Below are 21,198 nucleotides of genomic sequence, written 5' to 3' on the forward strand. Positions count from 1 at the left end.
TTGCTTCACAGTATTTTTTCAAGAAAGACCTTGCCCCTTGTGCTTGTCGGATTAGAAAAGAACTCGACCGGATTTCCTTCTTCCAGGATGACCCCTTCATCCATGAATACGACCCGGTCCGCCACTTCCCGGGCAAAGCCCATCTCATGGGTGACGATCACCATCGTCATCCCCGAATGAGCGAGTGCTTTCATGACGTCGAGTACTTCTTTAACCATTTCAGGGTCCAGCGCAGAGGTGGGCTCATCGAAAAGCATCACTTTCGGCTCCATGGCCAGCGCCCTTGCGATTGCTACCCGCTGCTTCTGCCCGCCGGAAAGACGGTTGGGGTATTCGTCACACTTCTCTTTAAGTCCCACTTTCGTCAGGAGTTCCATTCCTGCCTTGGCTGCCTGTTCCTTTGAGATTCCCTTTACACGGACAGGTGCATACGTCACATTTTCAAGGACGGTCAAATGGGGGAAGAGGTGAAAGTGCTGAAAGACCATCCCGACTTCCTGCCGTACTTTCCCGACATTCTTTTTGCTCACCAGCTGCTCTTCAAAATGAATGTCACCCGATGTCGGCTCCTCGAGGAAATTAAGGCAGCGGAGAAGGGTTGATTTACCTGATCCGGAAGGACCGATTACGGCTACAACCTCCCCTTTCCCGACGGAAAAATCGATGCCCTTTAATACGTTTAATTGTCCAAAAGACTTATGGATGGATTTCCCCTTAATCATTGCCTTTCAGTCTCCTTTCAATAAGCTTCCCGATGAATGTCAAGATGATGACGAGGACATAGTAGATCAGTCCTGCGAACAGGAGAGGCTCGAAAAAGGAATACAAATCGCTCCCCACCATATACGAACGCCTCATGACGTCTGCTGCACCGATCACCGTTACAATGGCCGATTCCTTCGTCAAGGTGATGAACTCATTCACAAGTGCAGGCAGGATGTTCTTGATCGCCTGAGGCAGGATGATGTCCATCATCATCCGCGGATAGGAAACACCCAGTGCAAGGGCTGCTTCTCTCTGACCCTTATCGACTGCATTGATCCCAGCCCTGATGATTTCAGAAATGTAGGCGGCTGAATTCAGGGAGAATGCCAGAATGGCAGCGACGGAGGCCTCGATCTGGGTCCCGAACAGCTGCGGAGACCCATAAAAGATGATCATGAGCTGGAGGACAAGCGGCGTCCCCCGAAAAATGGATGTATATAAGTCTGCCAGAATGATAAGCGGTTTGATCCGGCTGATTTTTAATAGAGCCAGGAGGATCCCGAATAAGAAACCAAGAACCGCGGCAATGGCGACGATTTTCAATGTAACCTTCAACCCTTCAAGAATGAAGGGAATGGAAGGTGTGAGCTGTGCGAAATCTAGTGGCATGCTATCTCCTCCAAGTAACCGGGGAAGGGCCTCCCCTTCCCCTCAACCTTATTCTTCGTTGTCGAACCATTTTTCGGCGAGCTTATCGAGCTCCCCGCTGTCTTTCAATTTTTTCAATTCAGCATTGAACTCTTTCGTAAGCTTACTTTCTTTCGGGAAGGCGATGGCGTATCCGGACTCTTCCTCATCGACAGGCATTGTCACACCCTGCAGGCTGTCTTCTTTATCTAGGTATCCTTTGGCCACCGTATTCTCGATGATCAAAGCATCAAAACGGCCATTTTGCAGATCCTGGATGAGCTCAGGAATCCGGTCCCGGCTTTCGACCTTTACATCCATGCTCTCGGCAAGCGACTTCGCAGCATCTTCCTGGATCGATCCCAACTGAACACCCACTGTCTTCCCGTCAAGGTCTTTTTCTGATTTGATTCCACTTTCTTTCGTAGAAATGATCATGTCTTCCGCAGTATAATACACATCACTGAAATCCACGTTTTTCTTACGCTCCGGTTTGACGCTCATGGCAGACATAACGAAATCCACCTGCTTCGTCTTCAATGCGGTGATCAGACCGCTGAATTCCATGTCCTTGAATTCTACTTCATAGCCGAGTTCGTCTGCGATCATATTCGCTACATCAATATCGTATCCAACGATTTTAGAGCTGTTGGCCGTATCAACAAATTCAAACGGTTTATAATCTGCCGAAGTCCCCATCACGAGTTTTTTCGGATCTCCCGTTGTGGTCTCGTCTTTGTTCGTCCCGCACGCCGCCAAAGAGAAAGTCAGTGCGACAGCCGCTGCAGATAGTAGTATCTTTTTCATGTGTTATGCCCCCTGTATTTGAATATTTATAAGTGATAATGAATAATTATTGCATAAAAGTATTTTAGCAAATTACGAGCGTTATGCAAGACTATTTTCACATATTTTAAGAAGTTTGTATATTCTGATATTTAACCTCTTAAAAAATCCCCATCTTTCTAGATGGGGATTTCGCTTATACTTCTTCGCAATATTCGTCAAAGTACGACTGCAGTTTCGAAACGACCGACATCGGATCATGTCCTTCGATCTCATGACGCTCTACCATCTTGAGGATCTGACCATCCTTTAGCAGAGCAAAAGACGGGGAGGAAGGCGGATACCCTGTAAAATAACTGCGTGCTTTGGCCGTTGCTTCCTTATCCTGACCGGCAAATACCGTAACGAGACGATCCGGGCGTTTATCATAATGGATGGAATGGGCCGCAGCCGGACGAGCAATCCCTCCCGCACAACCGCAAACGGAGTTCACCATTACGAGGGTGGTGCCTTTTGCCGTGAGGGCCTGATCGACATCCTCTTCCGTTGTCAGCTGTGCATAGCCTGCCATCTCGATTTCCTGGCGTGCTTGACGGACAACATCATTCATAAGCAAATTAAAATCTATATCCATGTGGATCTCTCCTTTTCCTTTTCAGACATATCCTTATCATACCAATGAACCTACTATGGTTTCAATAAAATTCACCTGAACCCGTTCTTATACAGGGTCAATAGTTCTTCAATCGCCTTTGTCGTCGTGGTCTCTGAATGTTTCAGCCGCTCTTCCATCCGGGGGAGCGTTTCTTTGATTTTCTCATTGAATAGGAAGTCTGTCAGGACCCGCTCTTTCAGCATGGTATGGAACCATTCTTCTTTTTGCTTTTCCCTTCTGCTGTCAAAGACGAGGGACTTTTTCATCTCTTGTTCAAATGTACGGATGAGCTGCCATAGTTCGCTCAGCCCCTCCTTTTTCAGTGCGGAACATGTATGGGCGCCTGGTGTCCATCCCTTTGTGGCTGGCGTAAGGAAATGAAGGATCTGATTCAATTCTTTTTTCGTTTTCTCTGCAAGGGCGCGATTCTCGCCGTCTGCCTTGTTCACGACGATGGCATCGGCCAGTTCCATGATCCCCTTTTTCATCCCCTGAAGCTCATCACCTGCTCCTGTGATGACGAGGAGCATGAAAAAGTCCACCATTTGCCGGACAAGCACTTCACTTTGTCCGACACCCACGGTTTCAATGAGGACGACTTCATAACCGGCTGCTTCACATAGAAGAAGCGTTTCATTCGTCCGGCGGTGGACGCCCCCAAGGGTCCCGGCCGTCGGGGATGGCCGGACGAATGCAAGGGGATTTTTTGAGAGGAGCTCCATCCGGGTCTTGTCCCCGAGGATGCTCCCCCCGCTTACAGATGAGCTCGGATCGATGGCAAGGACTGCCACCTTCAGCCCCTCCTCACACAGCATCTCTCCGAATTGCTCGATGAAGGTGCTTTTCCCTGCTCCGGGTACACCTGTGATGCCGATCCGTAATGAATGGCCTGTATGGCTAAGCAGCTCTTGCAATAATTGTTGACCTGCGGCGTAATGCCCGGGCGAACTGCTCTCAATGAGGGTGATGCCCCTGGCGAGGGAAGCCCGGTTCCCCTGAAGGATGCCTTCTTTCATCTCCTCGATTGGAATCGGTGCAGCCTGTTTCTTGACGAACTTCTTTTTAGGGAGTGTCATCACTCCACCACTTCCTCATATCCAAGAACACGGTAGATCTCTTTGATTACTTTTTGCGCGGCCACAGGGATGATGGTACCCGGACCGAAAACAGCGGATGCCCCGTTGGTTAGAAGGAATTCATAATCCTTCGCCGGGATGACTCCGCCGATCACCACCAGGATATCCTCCCTTCCAAGAGCCTTCAGCTCTTTCACGAGCTCGGGAAGGAGGGTTTTATGACCGGCTGCGAGGGAGCTGAATCCGACCACATGCACATCATTCTCCACAGCCTGAAGCGCCGTTTCTTCAGGGGTCTGGAAAAGGGGACCGATATCTACGTCGAATCCGAGATCGGCAAACGCCGTAGCAATGACCTTGGCTCCCCTGTCATGTCCGTCCTGCCCCATCTTCGCGATGAGGATACGCGGTCTCCTCCCTTCATTTCCAAGGAATTCCTCTGCCATCTCCTGCACTTCGCGGATCTCCTGCTCGTTGGAAAAATTGGAGCTGTATACCCCGCTGATGCTACGGATCGTCGCTTTATGCCGTCCGCATGCCCTTTCCACAGCATCCGAGATTTCTCCAAGGGTCGCTCTTGCACGTGCAGCTGCCACCGCACGGTCGAGGAGGTTCCCATTCCCGGAAGCCGCTGTTTCAAAGAGATCATGGAGTTCCTTTTGAACCACTCCCTCATCGCGGGTTTCTTTGAGCTGTCGGATTCTCTCCACCTGTTTCAACCTGACCGCCGTGTTATCGATATCGAGGGTATCGATCGGATCCTCTTGCTCGAGTCTGTACCGGTTGACCCCGATGATGGCTTCTTCTCCAGAGTCGATCATTGCCTGCCTCCGAGCAGCTGCTTCTTCGATCCTCATTTTCGGGAGGCCCGTTTCAATGGCTTTGGTCATGCCGCCCAGTTCCTCGATCTCCTCGATATGTTCCCATGCCCGCTCCATGAGTTCACGGGTAAGGGATTCCACATAATAGGAACCTGCCCATGGATCGATGACTTTGGTGATTCCCGTTTCCTCCTGGAGGTAGAGCTGGGTATTCCGGGCAATCCGCGCCGAGAAATCAGTCGGCAGTGCAATGGCTTCGTCCAGTGCATTCGTATGGAGCGATTGCGTATGCCCCATGGCGGCGGCATGGGCTTCGAGAAGGGTCCGTGTGACATTATTGAACGGATCCTGCTCGGTCAGACTCCATCCGGAGGTCTGGGAATGGGTACGAAGGGCGAGAGATTTTGGGTTGGCCGGTTCAAATGTTTTCATCATCTTGGCCCAGATGCGTCTGGCTGCCCTCATCTTCGCGACTTCCATGAAGTAGTTCATTCCGATCGCCCAGAAGAAGGATAGCCTCGGTGCGAATGAATCGATCCCGATCCCTGCTTTCAATCCCGTGCGCACGTAGTCAAGGCCATCTGCCAGGGTGTAGGCAAGCTCGATATCCGCCGGTGCCCCCGCCTCCTGCATGTGATAGCCCGAGATGCTGATGCTGTTGAACTTCGGCATATGGGTGGCTGTATAGTCAAAAATATCCGCGATGATCTTCATCGACATTTCGGGAGGATAGATATACGTATTCCTGACCATATATTCTTTCAAAATATCATTCTGGATCGTTCCGGAAAGCTTTTCCCTGCTTACCCCCTGCTCTTCAGCTGTGACGATATAGAAAGCCAAAATCGGAAGCACGGCCCCGTTCATCGTCATGGACACAGACATCTGATCGAGGGGGATCCCGTCAAACAGGATCTTCATATCGAGGATCGAATCAATCGCCACACCCGCTTTTCCGACATCCCCCAGTACCCTCGGGTGATCGGAGTCGTATCCCCGGTGGGTGGCAAGGTCGAAGGCGACGGACAGCCCTTTTTGCCCCATGCTCAGATTCCTTCTGTAGAAGGCATTGCTTTCCTCGGCTGTAGAGAATCCCGCATACTGCCTCACCGTCCACGGACGGGATACGTACATGGTCGGATAGGGGCCTCTCGTAAATGGTGCAATCCCCGGGAGATCATTCAAATGCTCGCTGCCGTCCAAGTCACGTTCGGAATAGCGGGACTTGACCTCGATGGATTCGTTTGTTGTATAAGAACGATCATGTTCGTTCCCTTTTTCACCGTTCCCGGAAGCAAACGGGTCGATGGCAGACCAATCAGGCTTGTTCATCATCATTCATTCCCTCCTCCCAGATGGATAGTAATCGGTCCAGCTTCTCCAGGGCATCCATTCCCTTGCGGATCGTGCCATTTATCCCAGGAGCGGTTCTCAACCCGGCGATGTCCAGGGTGATCCCTGGATCAATGGCGATGATCGATTCGGACGCTTCAGGCAGGAAACGGTCGTACTCTGCGTCCGTTCCACAGATAACATAGTAGGAATACCTTGTTTCCTCTATGAATCTCAGGATCTCACTTTTTGTATGGCACGGACTGCTTTCCTTCGTGTATATGCCCCCGACGGCCAGGAATCCTTTTGTAAAGTCGGCTCTCGCCTTAAAATCCTTCCAATCCCCCAGACCGATGATGCCGGCAATCGGTTTTGATCCCCTCTCTGCAATCCGCTGTGCCCTTACCCGGAGACGTTCATATGGAAGGGAAAGGCGCCCGGGCAGATCGTCCTCCACGGATGAGAGCGTGTCCTCGGGATTAGCGTATGCATTTGTCCCGATCAGCGTGCTTTTACCTGAGGAAAGGTCATTCAATCGTCCGGCGTGCACCGCTTCAAGATCACGTGCAAGGTCCCCGCTCTCGATATAAGGGATGACCCCTCCAGACTCTTGCATCCGCACGAACTCTTTCCATGCTCTCCGACCGACTTCCTCGGTCAGCCATTCGATATAATACGATCCGGCACCCGGATCGATCACTTTGTCCAGATGGGATTCCTCCCCGATGATCATGGGGATATTTCTTGCCATCCGTTCTCCGAGAACACTTCCGCCACTCCCGTCAAACGGTTGAACATCGATATAGTCGACTCCTCCAAGCGTGGAGGCAAATGCTTCTCCTCCGCTTCTGAGCATATTGACGTAAGGATCCAATCGGGATTTATTCAGTGGCGACGTTTCGGCACTCATGCTTCCCCGTTCTGTAGAATCATCCCCGTATGTTTGAATGACGGTCTTCCAAAGGGATGAGAATGCCCTCATCTTCGCCACTTCCATGAAGAATTGACTGCCTACAGCGAAATGAATGTGGATTTTCCCTGCAATTTGATCCATCGTCCACCCTTGTTTCAGCAAAACATCAATGAAGAGGACCCCCTCGGAAAGAGCCAGTGCAAGTTCTTGCACCGCATGGGCACCTTGCCTATGATACGGTGCAAGATCTATTATGATGGGCTTTAAGGCAGGTGCAAAATCATGGATGGTTTCAAGATTCCTTATCCATGCTGGCACATCCCAATCTTCCCCTGAAAAGAGTCCTTGAGATAAGGGATCCCAACCGAACACTCCCGAGAATGCTCCGCCTTTTTCTGTCTTCCACGCATTCATCAATGAAAAATCCCGATCGGTGAGGTAGAATGCATCGATATCTTTTCCCTTTGCAAGAATCTTCTCCATGAATGGAGGGAAGCCTTCGGGATCGAGGTCATCCCCTCTGAAGGAAATGCACTCCTGTCCTTTCTCCAACGCCTCTTCCAATGCTTTGAATAACCCTTCCCAATTGTTGCGCCAAATGCGCGGGGCCACTTTTGGGCTCCTGCGCTGCGATGTTGCCGCTAACTTGGAAGGAAGATCATCTTTTGTATATAAAGGCTTCAATGTTATGCCTTCGTAGGTTTCTGTGCGGAGGGAATCAATGGATTTCCCCTTCAAAGCCGATTCTGCGGCTGCCTTCCATTCCTCGACGGTACGTGCTTCAAATTCCTGCTCCTTCATTTCCCGCAGCATGAAACTCCCCCTATAATGTAATCGTTTACAAATATGAAGATTCGAAATGTTTTCTCTTTACTATTTTAGTATATAGAAAGAAGCCATCAGGTTCAATGCGGGCATATGAAAAAACGTCCCGGGATACGATCCCGGGACGTTCCTTGTCACCATTACTTTTTCGCGTTGATATACAGTTTTCCTTCAGCGCGTTTCGTTTCTACATTTCCGAAGTCATCTTCCACTTTCACTTCCACGACTGCTCCAGGAGCTTTCACGTTTGAAGTGGCTGTGTAATAGCCTTCATAATGACCTTCAGACGTTTCCCTCATCGGGAGTTCTGTCGCATTCGAGGTCATGCTGCGGGCATTCGTCAATGGCATATGGAGAACAAATGTCGCATCGAGTCCAGGCTCACTGTCAAATTCGATCTTGACTGATTCACCTGATTTCAATTCCTTATCTTCTCCAGGGAGTACATTGGAAATCTCAAGATCCCCGTATTTAGCCTCGATGGTGACTTTCTTCGTGGTTTTGTTGCCCGCTTTGTCTTGAGCAACGACTTTAATGATGTTTTCACCCTGTTCTAGAAGGATTCGATGGCTGAATGCACCATCCTTCACGTCTGCCTTTTTGCCGTTCACCTTCACCCAATCAAGATTGTCGTCAGACACAGTCCCTTTGACGGTAACCGTTTCTTTATTGGTTTTGGATTTATCGGCAGGAGATGTGATGGAAAGCTCCGGCTTTTCTTGATCAAGGATGATGGTAACAGGTTCGGATGCCCCTGTTTGCCCCTGCTCAGTGGAAGCCTTGGCCGTCAGTACATTTTCCCCTTCCTGCAGGCTGACGTCAGCAGCGAATTTACCTTCACTGTCTGCTGTTGTCGTAGACGCTTCTTCATCACCATTCAAGATGATGACATCTGTGTCCGGAGCAGATGTTCCTTCCACTTTCACCTGATCTTTGTTCGTGAATGAACCATCTTCAGGTGATGTGATGACCGGCTCTTTCACTTCATAATTCACGGTTGCACGGATCATATAGTTTCCTTCATCTTCAGGAGACTGCGACCATGCCCCGCTGACACGCTGCCAGCTGCGCGCAGCATATTCCCCGTCTTCATCTGTTGCAAGTCCAGGGGCATTCGGGTTGGCTTTTGTCTGCGTGTAGACCATGTAGAAGTCACCATCGACCATGATGCCTTCATCACTGAGGTCGACCTGTGTCCATTGACCGTTACGGAGAGCTTCCCCTTCGAATGGTCCAGCAAGCTTCTTGCCTGGAGCACCGTCCGGACCGCTTGCATCATAAACTTCCACTTCAAACTCGGTTCCACCCGGTACCGGCCATTCTGTATCCCAGAATCGGAACAGACCGCCAGTGACGAGGGCAGTATCATTTCCTTCCGCAAGGGACATCTTCACAGCCCATGAGTTGCCAGCTGCGTTATAGGCACGTGCATTTTCAGCCGTACCGTCATCGTAGCCGATTTCTCCCGGATATCCGATGAATGGTTTCAGTGCAAAATCCTTCGTTTCGGATTCCCCACCTTCAACCGTGACTGCGTCTTCTTGACTGTAATAGTTAGGAGCGACCACTTTGACCGTATAGTCGCCTTCATATACGTTCAGCTCATATCGTCCGTCAGCGTCCGTTTGGACAGGTTGAACGGCAGCATCTTCAAGGACAATGACGGTTGCATTTGCAACAGGATCCCCGGTCAATTGATTCGTGATGGTACCCGTGACGGTCCCTTTAGGAATTTCTTCAAGGGTGAAGTTGGCAGTCGTTGTACTGTCTGCTTCAATCGTCACACTCTGAGTCTGGGAACGGAATCCGTAGGTCGATGCCTGCAGGGTGAAATCACCAGCTGCATGAGCGATTTCATAGGATCCTGTTGCCGGATTCGTATAGACACTTCGTCCAGTTTCCAAAACAGATACTTCTGCTTGAAGTGGAAGCAGGACAGGTGCCGGTGCTTCCTTGCTTTGATCTTTAGCCACAGGCTTTTCAACCTGGATCTTGGCTGGGTCTACTTTCGGCTTTTTGGAAACGGAAGAAGCGGCATCCTTCTTCGAATCCAATCCAAGGCTCATTTTCTTGGATGGCTGCAGGGATGAATCGGTCAGCTTGACATCATCCAGATACCATCCTTGCTTTTGAACACTTCCATCGCTTGTCACATTGAATGCGATGTAGATGCGTTGACCTGCATATTCACTCAGATCCACTTCTCCATCGATCCATCCGTTCGTCGTTCCGTTGACGCGGAGAGCCTGTGTCCACTCCTTGCCGTCTGTAGAGACGAATACATGACCGAAATCATATCGGGTTTCAAGGTCATGCCACTGTTTGAACTGGAGGAAGCTGTTTCCTTCAGGCAGATCGACCGGTGGCATTTGCAGGGACATGTTGGCGCTGTTTGCATAATTCCCATCGAGCTTCGTAGCGTACACCTTTTCGCCGGAAGCTGCATTTCCTGGTCCGGAAGTAGGAATTCCCCATTCCCAGCTATTCCCGTTTCCATAAGAAAACCAGCCCGCAGGTTCAGATTCGAAGTCCTGCTCGTAACCGACCGAAATGCCCGGAAGAAGTTCTAAGGAATATTCATCTGTTGCAGCCTCATTTCCTCCGAAGTCTACCGCTGTCCATTTATAGGTCACATTGTCCGTATTCAACGCATCAGCAGGGATGATCGCTTCGTAGGTCCCTTTAGTGAAGTCGCCGCTTTTACGTTTCGCGTCGACATCCACCCACTCGCCATCAGCATGTTGATAAGACAGCTTAACAGATGTGACACTGACATTATCCGTTGCTTCTGCTTCCAATTTCAGATCCATTCCTTGGTAGACGTCTGTCGGTTGTTCGTGGTTGATGGACGGTGCTTCTGTATCATCGCCCTCTTTAGCGACTTGACCACTCACCTTACCAAGGCCATTCATGATGGAATTGACCGCATCGAATGCGTTGACAAGACCATTCCCGAATCCGTTGTTCGGTACATCAGGATACGTACCGTTCGTCAATGGTACAGCAGTCGTGTTCAAGATTTCCTCAATCTGATCGACTGTCAGGTTGGCGTTTACTTGTTTCAGTAGGGCCACAACAGCTGAAACGTGAGGTCCAGCCATGGACGTCCCGTTCCATCCGCCTTCATACGTCCCACCTGGAACGGAAGATCGGATGTTCACACCAGGAGCTGCGATATCCGGCTTGATTTCATCATAAGGGGATGGACCAAGCAGGGAGAAGCTCCCAAGGTTGTTGTTGATGTCTGTTGCCCCGGTTGCATAGGACTCAGGATAGTTAGCCGGGTTCGCGATAGAACCAGGACCCCCTGGATTCGTAAGGGTCGTATTTCCTGCTGAGAACTCTGGGAAGATTTCCGCCGCTCTCCATGCATTGACCATTTCACGATACCATTCGTCAAGTCCTTTCCCTCCGCCCCATGAGTTATTTACAACGTCCGGAGCTTTTTCAGGATGTGGATTGCCCTCGGCATCTTTTGGAGCAAGGATCCATTCCCCTGCAGCCAATAGATCGGCATCCGTTCCTCCTTGGGAAGTGAACGCTTTGACAGCGATCCATTTCGCACCAGGAGCCACTCCGATCTGATTGGAACCATTCGGCTCGTGACCGACCATCGTACCGGTTACATGGGTACCGTGGCCATTATCGTCATATGGTGTCCCTTGACCGGCCGTTGCATCGAACCAATTGAACTCATGGTTCGGTGAGTTCGGGCTTTGAGGATTGAATCCTCTGTACTGCTCTTTCAAAGCAGGGTGATCCCATTGAACACCCGTGTCGATGGAAGCAACGACTGTCCCTGATCCATCAATGCCCATATCCCATACGGCAGGAGCACCGACCTTATCAATGTTCCATTCAACAGCAGCCGTTTCACCTTTCTTCTTGGAGGTTTCCTTCTCTTTTACCACTTCTGGCTTGTTGAGCTCACGAACTTCATTCGGCAGGATTTTCTCAACTTCAGCGTAAGTGGAAAGCTTCTCCATCACTTCTTTCGTACTTGTAACGGCCATACCATTGACAACATAATAGCTTTGGATGTCTTTGACTGCACCGGATTTCTTTTGCTTGGTTAAGTATTCTTTTACTTCTGCTTGCGTTTCAAGTGAGGTAGCACGAAGCTCTGAAACAACGAGGTTCCGCTTCAACAGTTTACTGTTGTTGGCAGAAAGCTTTTGCTTCTTCGCATTTTTTTCCGCTTTCTCGGCGATCTTTAACGTATCTACCTGCTCCTTGAACTTTACTAAGTATGTGACGTGCTTATCTTTGTCGAATTGTTTCTGGAGCTTTGATGTGATCTTGGACTGTGGAGACACTTTGGCAGAATCTTTTACTGAAGTCGATGGCTTTTCCTTTTGAGCGGCACTGACAGCCCCTGCGTTAAAAGGAAATAATAGTGGAACGAACATCGCTAATGTCAAAATGATGGATAACCATTTTGCCCTCTGTCTTCTTCTTCCCTTCATCCAATTCCCTCCGTTTGGTTTCATTTTGGTTGTTCGGACATGATCTCCTTTCATTTTTATTCCACCTGGTAAATAGTAGGTGTTAAACCAAACATAACCAAAGAGTATTGTCGAATGTTGTAGAGGAATGTCATGTGAATTCCTAATATTCTGAAAATAAATAGAAAGACTTAGCCACTTTGTTCCGAATTGTGACGAAGGGTGTATTTATGAATGACCATTCACCTATCCCATCCCTTATTTTCCTGTTTTATATGGGCCATTCGACTATTCCTTACAAATTGGGAACAATAATTCCTCATTAAGCCTCACCTGGGATCTAAGGGGAAAAGCGTTTAGCCTATCGTCCTATTCTCATTGATTACTTAACCTTATGAAATATTCTTTTGAAACTATTCCGTGCCATTTGCCTACTTTTTCATTCCGATCCCCCTCTCCCGTCACCCTAAAGTCTCATGGATCGTCAACAAAAAAAGGACCCTCCTCCCCAGGAAGGGTCCTTTCTCACTTAGTAGATGGACGTTGTTTCTTTCGACGTGTTTTCGAGGATTTCTTTCACACGCTGCAGGAATCGTCCGCAAACCAGTCCGTCCAATACGCGGTGATCAAGGGACATGCAGAGGTTCACCATATCCCGCACGGCAATCATTCCGTTGTTCATGACAACAGGACGCTTGACGATCGATTCCACCTGAAGGATCGCTGCCTGAGGATAATTGATGATTCCCATTGATTGCACTGATCCAAAAGAACCCGTATTATTCACTGTAAATGTACCACCCTGCATATCTTGCGAAGTCAGTTTCCCACTTCTTACTTTTCCAGCAAGCTCGGTGATTTCCCTTGCAATGCCCTTAATGGTCTTTTCGTCTGCATTCTTGATGACCGGTACATAGAGGGCATCATCGGTTGCAACAGCGATCGACAGATTGATATCCTTCTTCTGGATGATCTTATCGCCAGCCCACATGGAATTGATCTGTGGGTACTCTTTAAGCGCCTGTGCAACGGCCTTGACGAAGAATGCGAAGAAGGTCAGATTATAGCCTTCCTTCTGCTTAAATTCTGTTTTGAGGGAATTGCGGTAGTCGACCAGGTTGGTGACATCCACTTCCATCATCGTCCAAGCATGGGGAGCTTCATGCTTGCTTCGAAGCATATTTGCTGCGATGGCTTTCCGGATTCCAGTTACAGGAATTTCAATATCACCTGGCATGGTAGGCACGTCCGGCGCCTGAGGGGCAGGCTTTTTGGACGGCTGAGCTGCAATTTCCCTTTGTGATGGCGATTCCTGCTGCGGAGCGGCCTTCGGTGCCTCGCTCGCCTGAGGGATGTTGCCTGACTCGATGATCTTTTTAAGGTCTTTTCTTGTAATCCGGCCACCGGCCCCTGTTCCCGTCACCTGGGTCAGGTCTATTCCGTTTTCCTGGGACATTTTCAGGACGGCAGGAGAATATCTGCCTTTATTGCTTGTATCCGCTGAGGCAGGTGAAGACGGTGCTGCTTCTTCTTTCTTTTCCACCTTTTCTTCAGTAGGAGCATCAGTGCCCCCCTCTAATTCAATCGAACAGATGAGCTCTCCGACTTCAAGGGTGTCGCCTTCCTCGGCAAGAAGTTCCTTGATGACCCCTGTAAACGAAGAAGGTACTTCGGCGTTGACTTTATCCGTTTGTACTTCGGCGATCGGATCATATTTATTGACCGCATCTCCCGGAGACACCAACCATTTGCTGATCGTCCCTTCGGTTACGCTCTCGCCTAGCTGAGGCATTTTCATTTTTTCAATCCCCATGAGGATCCCTCCTAATCTGGTTCGTTAAAATTCCGCCAATTCCCTCATTGCTTTTTCCACTTTATCCGGGTTGATCATAAAGTGTTTTTCCATTGTCGGTGCGTACGGCATGGCAGGTACATCCGGGCCGGCAAGGCGCTTGATTGGTGCATCAAGGTCGAACAAGCAATGTTCTGCGATGATGGCAGACACTTCACCCATGATGCTTCCTTCTTTATTGTCTTCCGTTACAAGCAGTACTTTACCCGTCTTGGAAGCTGCTTCGATGATCGCTTCTTTATCCAATGGATAGATGGTGCGAAGATCGAGGATATGTGCTTCAATGCCATCCTGGGCAAGCTTTTCTGCTGCTTGAAGGGCAAAGTGGACGCAAAGGCCGTAGGTAATGACCGTAATGTCTTCCCCTTCGCGTTTTACATCTGCTTTTCCGATCGGAAGCGTATAATCGTCCTCCGGTACTTCACCTTTAATGAGGCGGTAGGCCCGTTTATGTTCAAAGAATAGCACAGGATCTTCATCACGGATCGCTGCCTTCAGAAGGCCTTTTACATCGTAAGGCGTTGAAGGCATGACGATCTTCAGACCAGGCTGATTGGCAAAGACCGCTTCTACTGATTGAGAATGATAAAGGGCTCCGTGTACTCCTCCGCCATACGGTGCGCGGATGACCATCGGACAGCTCCAGTCATTGTTGGAACGATAACGGATTTTGGCCGCTTCGGAAATGATCTGGTTGACAGCAGGCATGATGAAATCAGCAAACTGCATTTCAGCGATCGGTCTCATACCGTACATGGCAGCTCCGATCCCAACCCCTGCTATGGCCGACTCGGCAAGAGGCGTATCGATGACGCGGTCCTCGCCGAATTGATCATATAATCCGTGAGTCGCCTTAAAGACGCCTCCTTTTTTGCCGACGTCCTCACCGAGCACAAATACTTTTTCATCTCGTTCCATTTCTTCTCTCATGGCCAATGTTACGGCATCAATATAAGACATTACTGGCATATTGGTTCTCCCCCTTACTTCTCTTCTGCGTAAACATATTTCATGGCGGATTCAGGCTCTGCATACGGTGCAGCCTCTGCGTAATCCGTTGCTTCATTCACTTGTTTCATCACGCGGTCATTGATGGCTTTCTCCAGCTCATCGTCCATGACGCCTGTTTCTTTTAAATACGCACCAAACGTAATGATCGGATCATTCGTTTTGGCTTTCGCCACTTCATCTGGAGAGCGATAGCTGCGGTCATCATCATCTGAGGAGTGGGGAGTCAGACGGTAGGAAACCGTCTCGATCAATGTCGGACCTTCTCCGCGTCTTCCGCGATCAGCCGCTTCCTTGACCACTTTATACACTTCGATGGGATCATTTCCATCAACGGTGATTCCTGGCATACCATAACCGATGGCACGGTCTGATACTTTCTCACATGCCAATTGCTTCTCGATCGGGACCGAAATGGCATATTTATTGTTCTCACACATGAAGATGACCGGAAGTTTATGTACACCGGCAAAATTTGCTCCTTCGTGGAAATCCCCTTGGTTGGACGATCCTTCACCAAACGTAACAAATGTCACAAGGTCTTTTTTCTCCATTTTCCCTGCGAGTGCCAGTCCGACAGCATGCGGCACCTGGGTGGTTACCGGAGAAGATCCCGTGACGATGCGGTTTTTCTTTTGTCCGAAGTGACCCGGCATCTGACGGCCGCCTGAGTTCGGATCTTCTGCTTTCGCAAAGCCTGAAAGCATCAATTCTTGAGCCGTCATCCCGAATGTGAGGACAACGCCCATATCACGATAGTACGGAAGAGCATAATCCTTCTCGGTATCAAGTGCAAATGCTGCACCGACTTGAGCGGCCTCTTGACCTTGACAGGAAATGACGAACGGGATCTTACCTGAACGGTTCAACAGCCACATCCGCTCATCAATTTTCCTGGCGAGTAGCATAGTTTCATACATCTCTAACACTTTCTCATTGGAAAGTCCTAATTCTTCATGACGATTGCTTGCCATTTTTTTAACCTCCTACAGCGTTAATGGATAACAGGGTGCCTTCTGTCAGGACCCTGTTCCTGGGTAATGAATGTTCATACTGGGAATTGAGCGTTTGTATATCGGGTCAAAGCCCCCCGCCTCCGCTTTTCTTTGTCCAGCTACGGCGGGGTGACCCTCGAGGTCATAAGGCGCGCCGGACAAAAAGGCCAAGTGCGCCTTTTCGCCGTCCCTCCTTATGCTTGTCGGGTCAAAGCCCCCGCCTCCGCTTTTCTATTGTCCAGCTGCGGGGCTTAGGGGCTCGAGGTCATAAGCTGTACTGATCAAAAAGGCAAAGGTCGCCTTTCCGCTCAGCCCATCTTATGCTTGTCGCCCCTAAGCAAAGCCCCTCCGCTTTTCTAGCCATGTATGGCTTTTCCGTCTACTGCCAGGGCGGCTTCGCCTATGGCTTCTGAGAGGGATGGATGCGGGTGGATGGTGTGGGCGATTTCCCACGGTGTTGCGTCAAGCACTTTGGCAAGTCCTGCTTCGGAGATCATGTCGGTGACGTGTGGACCGATCATGTGAACGCCTAGGAGGTCATCCGTTTCCTTGTCTGCGATAATTTTGACGAATCCGTCTGATTCTCCGTAGACAAGGGCTTTTCCGATGGCCCTGAAATTGAATTTCCCGACTTTGACCTCGTGTCCTTCGTCTTTTGCTTGCTGTTCCGTCAATCCCACACTGGCGATTTCAGGACTGCTGTAGATGCATTTGGAAATGAGATTATAGTCGATTGGATGAGGCTTTTGATCAGCCAGATGCTCCACTGCCGTGATCCCTTCATGTGACGCGACGTGGGCAAGCTGCAAGCCACCGATCACATCTCCGATAGCATAGATATGGGATTCTTTCGTTTGGTAGTATTCATTTACTTCGATGAAGCCTTTTTCCACTTTGATATCTGTATTTTCAAGACCAATTCCCTCGACATTCGCCTGACGTCCAACGGAAACGAGGATCTTTTCAGCTTCGAAGGTTTTCGTTTCGCCTTTGTGCTCGGCACTGATTGCGACACTGCCTGAGCCTTTGTTCAGCGTATCAGAGAGGACTTTCGCGCCAGTGACGATCTTGACGCCTTTTTTCTTCATCAGTCTTTGCATTTCTTTAGCAATATCTTTATCTTCTGTCGGGACAATGGTGTCAGCATATTCGATGACCGTGACATCCACATCAAAATCAGATAACATTGAAGCCCATTCAATCCCGATGACCCCGCCCCTACAATGATGATGGATTTCGGCAAGGATTCCAGGGCAAGAGCCTCATCTGAAGATAGTACATGCGTTCCGTCAATCTCAAGGCCTGGCAGTGAGCGTGGGCGGGAGCCTGTTGCCACGATGACATTTTTCGGAATGAGCATGGCGTTGTCTTCACCGTTGTTCATCTCGACTGAAATGGTTCCCGGCATCGGCGAGAAGATGGATGGCCCAAGGATTCTTCCAAGTCCTTCGAAGACATCGATCTTTCCTTGCTTCATCAAGTGCTGTACACCTTTATGAAGGCCTTCGACGATGCTTTCTTTACGTGCCTGCACTTTAGGGAAGTCAAGCTCTACTCCGTTGATCTTCACACCAAAATCTTCACTGTGCTTTGCCGTTGCGTATACTTCGGCACTCCGGAGAAGCGCTTTACTTGGGATACATCCCTTATGTAGACATGTTCCTCCCAGTTTCCCTTTTTCCACGATTGCTGTTTTCAGACCCAATTGAGATGCACGGATGGCGGCGACGTAACCGCCTGTTCCTCCACCCAGAATGACAAGATCATATTCTTCAGCCATTGTTCATGACCTCCTTATTGTATCCGGGCCTCACTTTTTGACGTTCCCGGATATTCTTTGTATTCTTCTTCCTGTTTGAGTACACGCAATGCCCCTTCAGCAAGGGCCTGAAGTTCATTTTCACCAGGTTGGATGATCACATCGGCGATCCAGCTGATTCGTTTCGAAATGGCTTTGACGAACCCTTTTCCGTATGCAAGTCCTCCCGTCAGGATGATTGCATCCACCTTGCCGCTCAGCACCGCGCTGGCTGCGCCTATTTCCTTGGCGATTTGATAAGCCATGGCATCATAGACATGGCGGGCCTGTTCATCTCCATTTTCGATCATCTTTTCTACTTTAACTGCATCGCTTGTACCGAGGTATCCTACAAGACCACCCTGTCCGACAAGCTTCTTCATGATCTCTTCGCGGTAGTAATCCCCTGAAAAGCACAGGTCGACAAGGTCCCCGGCTGGGACTGTTCCAGCGCGTTCTGGACTGAAGGGACCGTCGCCATGCAGTCCATTATTGACGTCGATGACTTTCCCGAGATGATGGACACCAACGGTGATCCCACCTCCCATATGGGTGATGATCAGGTTCAGCTCTTCATATTTCTTACCGAGCTGCTTGGCCACCCTTCTTGCGACCGCCTTCTGATTAAGGGCATGGAAAATGCTTCTGCGCTCGATCAAGGAAAACCCTGACACCCTGGCGAGAGGTTGGAGCTCGTCCACTACCACCGGGTCGACGATATAGGATGGGATATTGAGCCCGGAGGCGATTTCGAATGCAAGGATGCCTCCGAGATTCGATGCATGCTGTCCGGATACACCTTCTTTTAGGTCGCGGAGCATCTCTTCGTTCACAAGATAGGTTCCACCTTCAATGGGCTTCAGAAGGCCTCCCCGTCCACAGACGGCACTCAATTTGGATATATTGATCCCTTCTTCATCGAGAGCTTCGAGTATCGTATGCTTACGGAACTCATATTGATCAATGATAGTCGGGTATTGATTGATCGTTTCGGTTTCATGACGGATCGTCTTTTCAAAAACGGAACGGTCTTCATCGAAGACCCCGATTTTAGTCGATGTGGATCCCGGGTTGATGACTAGGATCCGGTGCTTGATTTCTTGCACAGCAGTAACCTCCAATAGGGCGAATTATATCTTTATTCTCTCTATTCCAAGGACCCCCTGATGACAAAATGTCTTTTACACAAAGATGGGGCACCCCTCCTTTTTTGGAGGAGCACCCATCTTTGTGAATTAGCGGCGGCTAAGGATGTGATGTCCGTTTTGAAGGAATTGACTTCTTGAACGGCGCATTTTTTCGATGCGTTCTTCTGCCATGCGGTCAGCGGCTACATACGTAGGAACATGATCACGCTTGGCGATTTCGATTACGCGCTCGACGTTATTATAAACCTGTTCGACCTTTTTCATGGCTCTCTCGCTGTTATATCCATAAAGCTCATCAGCTACGTTGATGACCCCACCTGCGTTGATGACATAATCCGGAGCATAGACGATTCCCATTTCGTGGATGGCATCTCCGTGACGGGCTTCTTTCAGCTGGTTATTCGCAGCTCCGGCAATCACCTTGGCTTTCAGCTGTGGAATCGTTTCATCATTAATGATGGCACCGAGGGCACAAGGCGCGAAGATGTCACAGTCTACTCCATAGATTTCATTGGTATCTACAGCTTTAGCACCAAACTCTTCCACGGCACGCTGAACGGCTTCTTTATTGATATCCGTTACGATCAGATTGGCTCCTTCTTCGTGAAGGTGGCGGCACATATTGTACGCAACATTACCCACACCTTGGACTGCAATGGTTTTGCCTTCAAGCGAATCCGTTCCGAATGCTTCCTTGGCTGCCGCTTTGATTCCGCGGTACACGCCGTAAGCTGTTACAGGGGATGGATTCCCTGATGAACCGAATGCAGGAGAGATCCCTGTTACATAATCGGTTTCTTCGTGGATCAGGTCCATGTCCGCAACGGTTGTACCTACATCCTCTGCCGTGATATAACGGCCATTCAGCCCTTGGATATAGCGTCCGAATGCACGGAACATCTCTTCGTTCTTGTCTTTGCGCGGGTCTCCGATGATGACGGTCTTACCGCCTCCGAGATTCAATCCGGCTGCAGCATTCTTGTAAGTCATACCTTTGGCAAGGCGAAGGGCGTCTTCGATTGCCGCTTCCTCTGATTCATATGTCCACATGCGTGTTCCGCCGAGTGCAGGGCCGAGAGTGGTATCGTGGATGGCGATGATGGCTTTCAAGCCTGATTCCTGATCTTGGCAGAATACCAATTGTTCGTAATCGTATTGTTCCATATAGCTGAAGATTTTCATGAGTGTTTCCCCCTATTTATACGTTAGTTGTGTTCGTTAGCGGTTTTCTGAAGAGCAGATGGCGAGTGCCAATGAGTACAGCTTGCTCTCTGCCAGGTCCGACCTGGATGTTAATACGATTGGTGCTGTGGCTCCCGAAATGACGGCAGCCACCTTGGCCCCTGCGAAATACATAAGGGACTTATAAAGGACGTTTCCTGCTTCTATAGTAGGCACCAGGAGGATATCCGCTTCTCCGGCCACCTCGCTGACAATTCCTTTTTGTCTCGCCGCAATCGATGAAACGGCGTTATCGAGTGCAAGCGGCCCGTCCACCAGGCAATCTTTGATTTGTCCCCGTTGGTTCATCACCGTCAGGGCGGCAGCATCCAATGTAGCCTGCATTTGCGGGTTGATGACCTCAACGGCTGCGAGAGGAGCTACTTTCGGCTGGTCGATTCCGATGGACCGGGCAACCGAAACGGTATTTTGAATGATCTGGGCCTTTTGCCCAAGGTCCGGTGAAATGTTCATGGCGGCATCAGTCACAAAAACGAGTTTTTCAAATCCTTCAACTTCGAAGGCGGCTGCGTGCGATAGCACATTCCCGGTCCTAAGACCCCACTCTTTATTCAGTACAGCTTTGAGGAGGACCGAAGTGGAAACATGCCCTTTCATCAAAACGTCTGCTTCTTTTTTGTTGACGGCCTGAACGGCAAGTTCTGCAGCATTTTGCACGGAAGGTGAATGGATGATTTTAATCCTGGCACTTTCCAGAAGATCGCGCTGTGATTCTTCCATCACCTGTTCGATCTTCTCCCTGTCACCGAAAAGCAGGAACTCAGCCATCCCATGTTCCACGGCCATGGATACAGCCTTCAGGACTTCTTTATCTTCCGCCGCAGCAACAGCTACAGTGGCATTTTCCTTGCGGGTTGCTAGGTCTACTAGAGATTGGAGATTCATGTATGTGATTCAACCCCTTTTTACA

15 protein-coding genes and 1 pseudogene are annotated in these 21,198 nt (G+C 49.6%); all 16 read right to left on the reverse strand.

Annotation, left to right across the window (positions count from 1 at the left end; all coding sequences use genetic code 11):
* Positions 1 to 5: 5 nt before the first annotated feature.
* Complete coding sequence (locus tag D5E69_RS14045) at positions 6 to 722, reverse strand: amino acid ABC transporter ATP-binding protein (RefSeq protein WP_048014035.1); 717 nt, start codon at positions 720 to 722, stop codon at positions 6 to 8.
* Positions 715 to 1,374: an amino acid ABC transporter permease gene (locus D5E69_RS14050; RefSeq protein ID WP_048005981.1), complete on the reverse strand. Its 660-nt coding sequence runs from the start codon at positions 1,372 to 1,374 to the stop codon at positions 715 to 717. Before D5E69_RS14050 ends, D5E69_RS14045 begins: the two co-directional genes overlap by 8 nt.
* Before the next feature lie 48 nt (positions 1,375 to 1,422).
* The gene (locus tag D5E69_RS14055) at positions 1,423 to 2,199 is read right to left on the reverse strand and encodes a transporter substrate-binding domain-containing protein (protein ID WP_048005982.1); all 777 of its coding nucleotides are present in this window, start codon (positions 2,197 to 2,199) and stop codon (positions 1,423 to 1,425) included.
* Between the two features lie 175 nt (positions 2,200 to 2,374).
* Positions 2,375 to 2,812, reverse strand: a complete 438-nt coding sequence (locus tag D5E69_RS14060; protein ID WP_048005983.1) for a BrxA/BrxB family bacilliredoxin — start codon at positions 2,810 to 2,812, stop codon at positions 2,375 to 2,377.
* A 71-nt stretch (positions 2,813 to 2,883) separates the two neighbouring features.
* Complete coding sequence (gene meaB / locus D5E69_RS14065) at positions 2,884 to 3,909, reverse strand: methylmalonyl Co-A mutase-associated GTPase MeaB (protein WP_048005984.1); 1,026 nt, start codon at positions 3,907 to 3,909, stop codon at positions 2,884 to 2,886.
* Positions 3,909 to 6,065: a methylmalonyl-CoA mutase gene (scpA, locus tag D5E69_RS14070; RefSeq protein WP_159130359.1), complete on the reverse strand. Its 2,157-nt coding sequence runs from the start codon at positions 6,063 to 6,065 to the stop codon at positions 3,909 to 3,911. The genes meaB and scpA overlap by 1 nt, the downstream gene beginning before the upstream one ends.
* Positions 6,049 to 7,788 carry a methylmalonyl-CoA mutase family protein gene (locus D5E69_RS14075; RefSeq protein ID WP_159129799.1) on the reverse strand — a complete coding sequence of 580 codons (1,740 nt, stop codon included), beginning with the start codon at positions 7,786 to 7,788 and terminating at the stop codon, positions 6,049 to 6,051. Before D5E69_RS14075 ends, scpA begins: the two co-directional genes overlap by 17 nt.
* 152 nt (positions 7,789 to 7,940) lie before the next feature.
* Positions 7,941 to 12,266 carry a S8 family peptidase gene (locus D5E69_RS14080; RefSeq protein WP_159130360.1) on the reverse strand — a complete coding sequence of 1,442 codons (4,326 nt, stop codon included), beginning with the start codon at positions 12,264 to 12,266 and terminating at the stop codon, positions 7,941 to 7,943.
* Between the two features lie 508 nt (positions 12,267 to 12,774).
* Positions 12,775 to 14,058: a dihydrolipoamide acetyltransferase family protein gene (locus D5E69_RS14085; RefSeq protein ID WP_159129800.1), complete on the reverse strand. Its 1,284-nt coding sequence runs from the start codon at positions 14,056 to 14,058 to the stop codon at positions 12,775 to 12,777.
* Between the two features lie 24 nt (positions 14,059 to 14,082).
* The gene (locus D5E69_RS14090) at positions 14,083 to 15,066 is read right to left on the reverse strand and encodes an alpha-ketoacid dehydrogenase subunit beta (RefSeq protein WP_048005987.1); all 984 of its coding nucleotides are present in this window, start codon (positions 15,064 to 15,066) and stop codon (positions 14,083 to 14,085) included.
* Between the two features lie 14 nt (positions 15,067 to 15,080).
* On the reverse strand, positions 15,081 to 16,079 hold the full coding sequence (locus D5E69_RS14095) for a thiamine pyrophosphate-dependent dehydrogenase E1 component subunit alpha (protein ID WP_048005988.1): 999 nt from the start codon (positions 16,077 to 16,079) through the stop codon (positions 15,081 to 15,083).
* A 377-nt stretch (positions 16,080 to 16,456) separates the two neighbouring features.
* Positions 16,457 to 16,921, reverse strand: a complete 465-nt coding sequence (locus D5E69_RS24065) for an NAD(P)/FAD-dependent oxidoreductase (RefSeq protein WP_430757498.1) — start codon at positions 16,919 to 16,921, stop codon at positions 16,457 to 16,459.
* Between the two features lie 15 nt (positions 16,922 to 16,936).
* Positions 16,937 to 17,880 (reverse strand): annotated as a pseudogene (locus D5E69_RS14100) (FAD-dependent oxidoreductase); the annotation flags it as partial.
* A 14-nt stretch (positions 17,881 to 17,894) separates the two neighbouring features.
* Complete coding sequence (gene buk / locus D5E69_RS14105) at positions 17,895 to 19,004, reverse strand: butyrate kinase (RefSeq protein WP_048014030.1); 1,110 nt, start codon at positions 19,002 to 19,004, stop codon at positions 17,895 to 17,897.
* Between the two features lie 129 nt (positions 19,005 to 19,133).
* Positions 19,134 to 20,228, reverse strand: coding sequence for a branched-chain amino acid dehydrogenase (gene bcd, locus D5E69_RS14110; RefSeq protein ID WP_048005991.1), 1,095 nt, complete (start codon positions 20,226 to 20,228; stop codon positions 19,134 to 19,136).
* Between the two features lie 36 nt (positions 20,229 to 20,264).
* Positions 20,265 to 21,173 (reverse strand): phosphate butyryltransferase, encoded by a 909-nt coding sequence (gene yqiS / locus D5E69_RS14115; protein WP_048014029.1) that lies wholly within the window; start codon positions 21,171 to 21,173, stop codon positions 20,265 to 20,267.
* Positions 21,174 to 21,198: the final 25 nt, after the last annotated feature.

This window comes from Rossellomorea marisflavi (assembly GCF_009806575.1).
GTDB classification, from domain to species: Bacteria; Bacillota; Bacilli; order Bacillales; family Bacillaceae_B; genus Rossellomorea; species Rossellomorea marisflavi_A.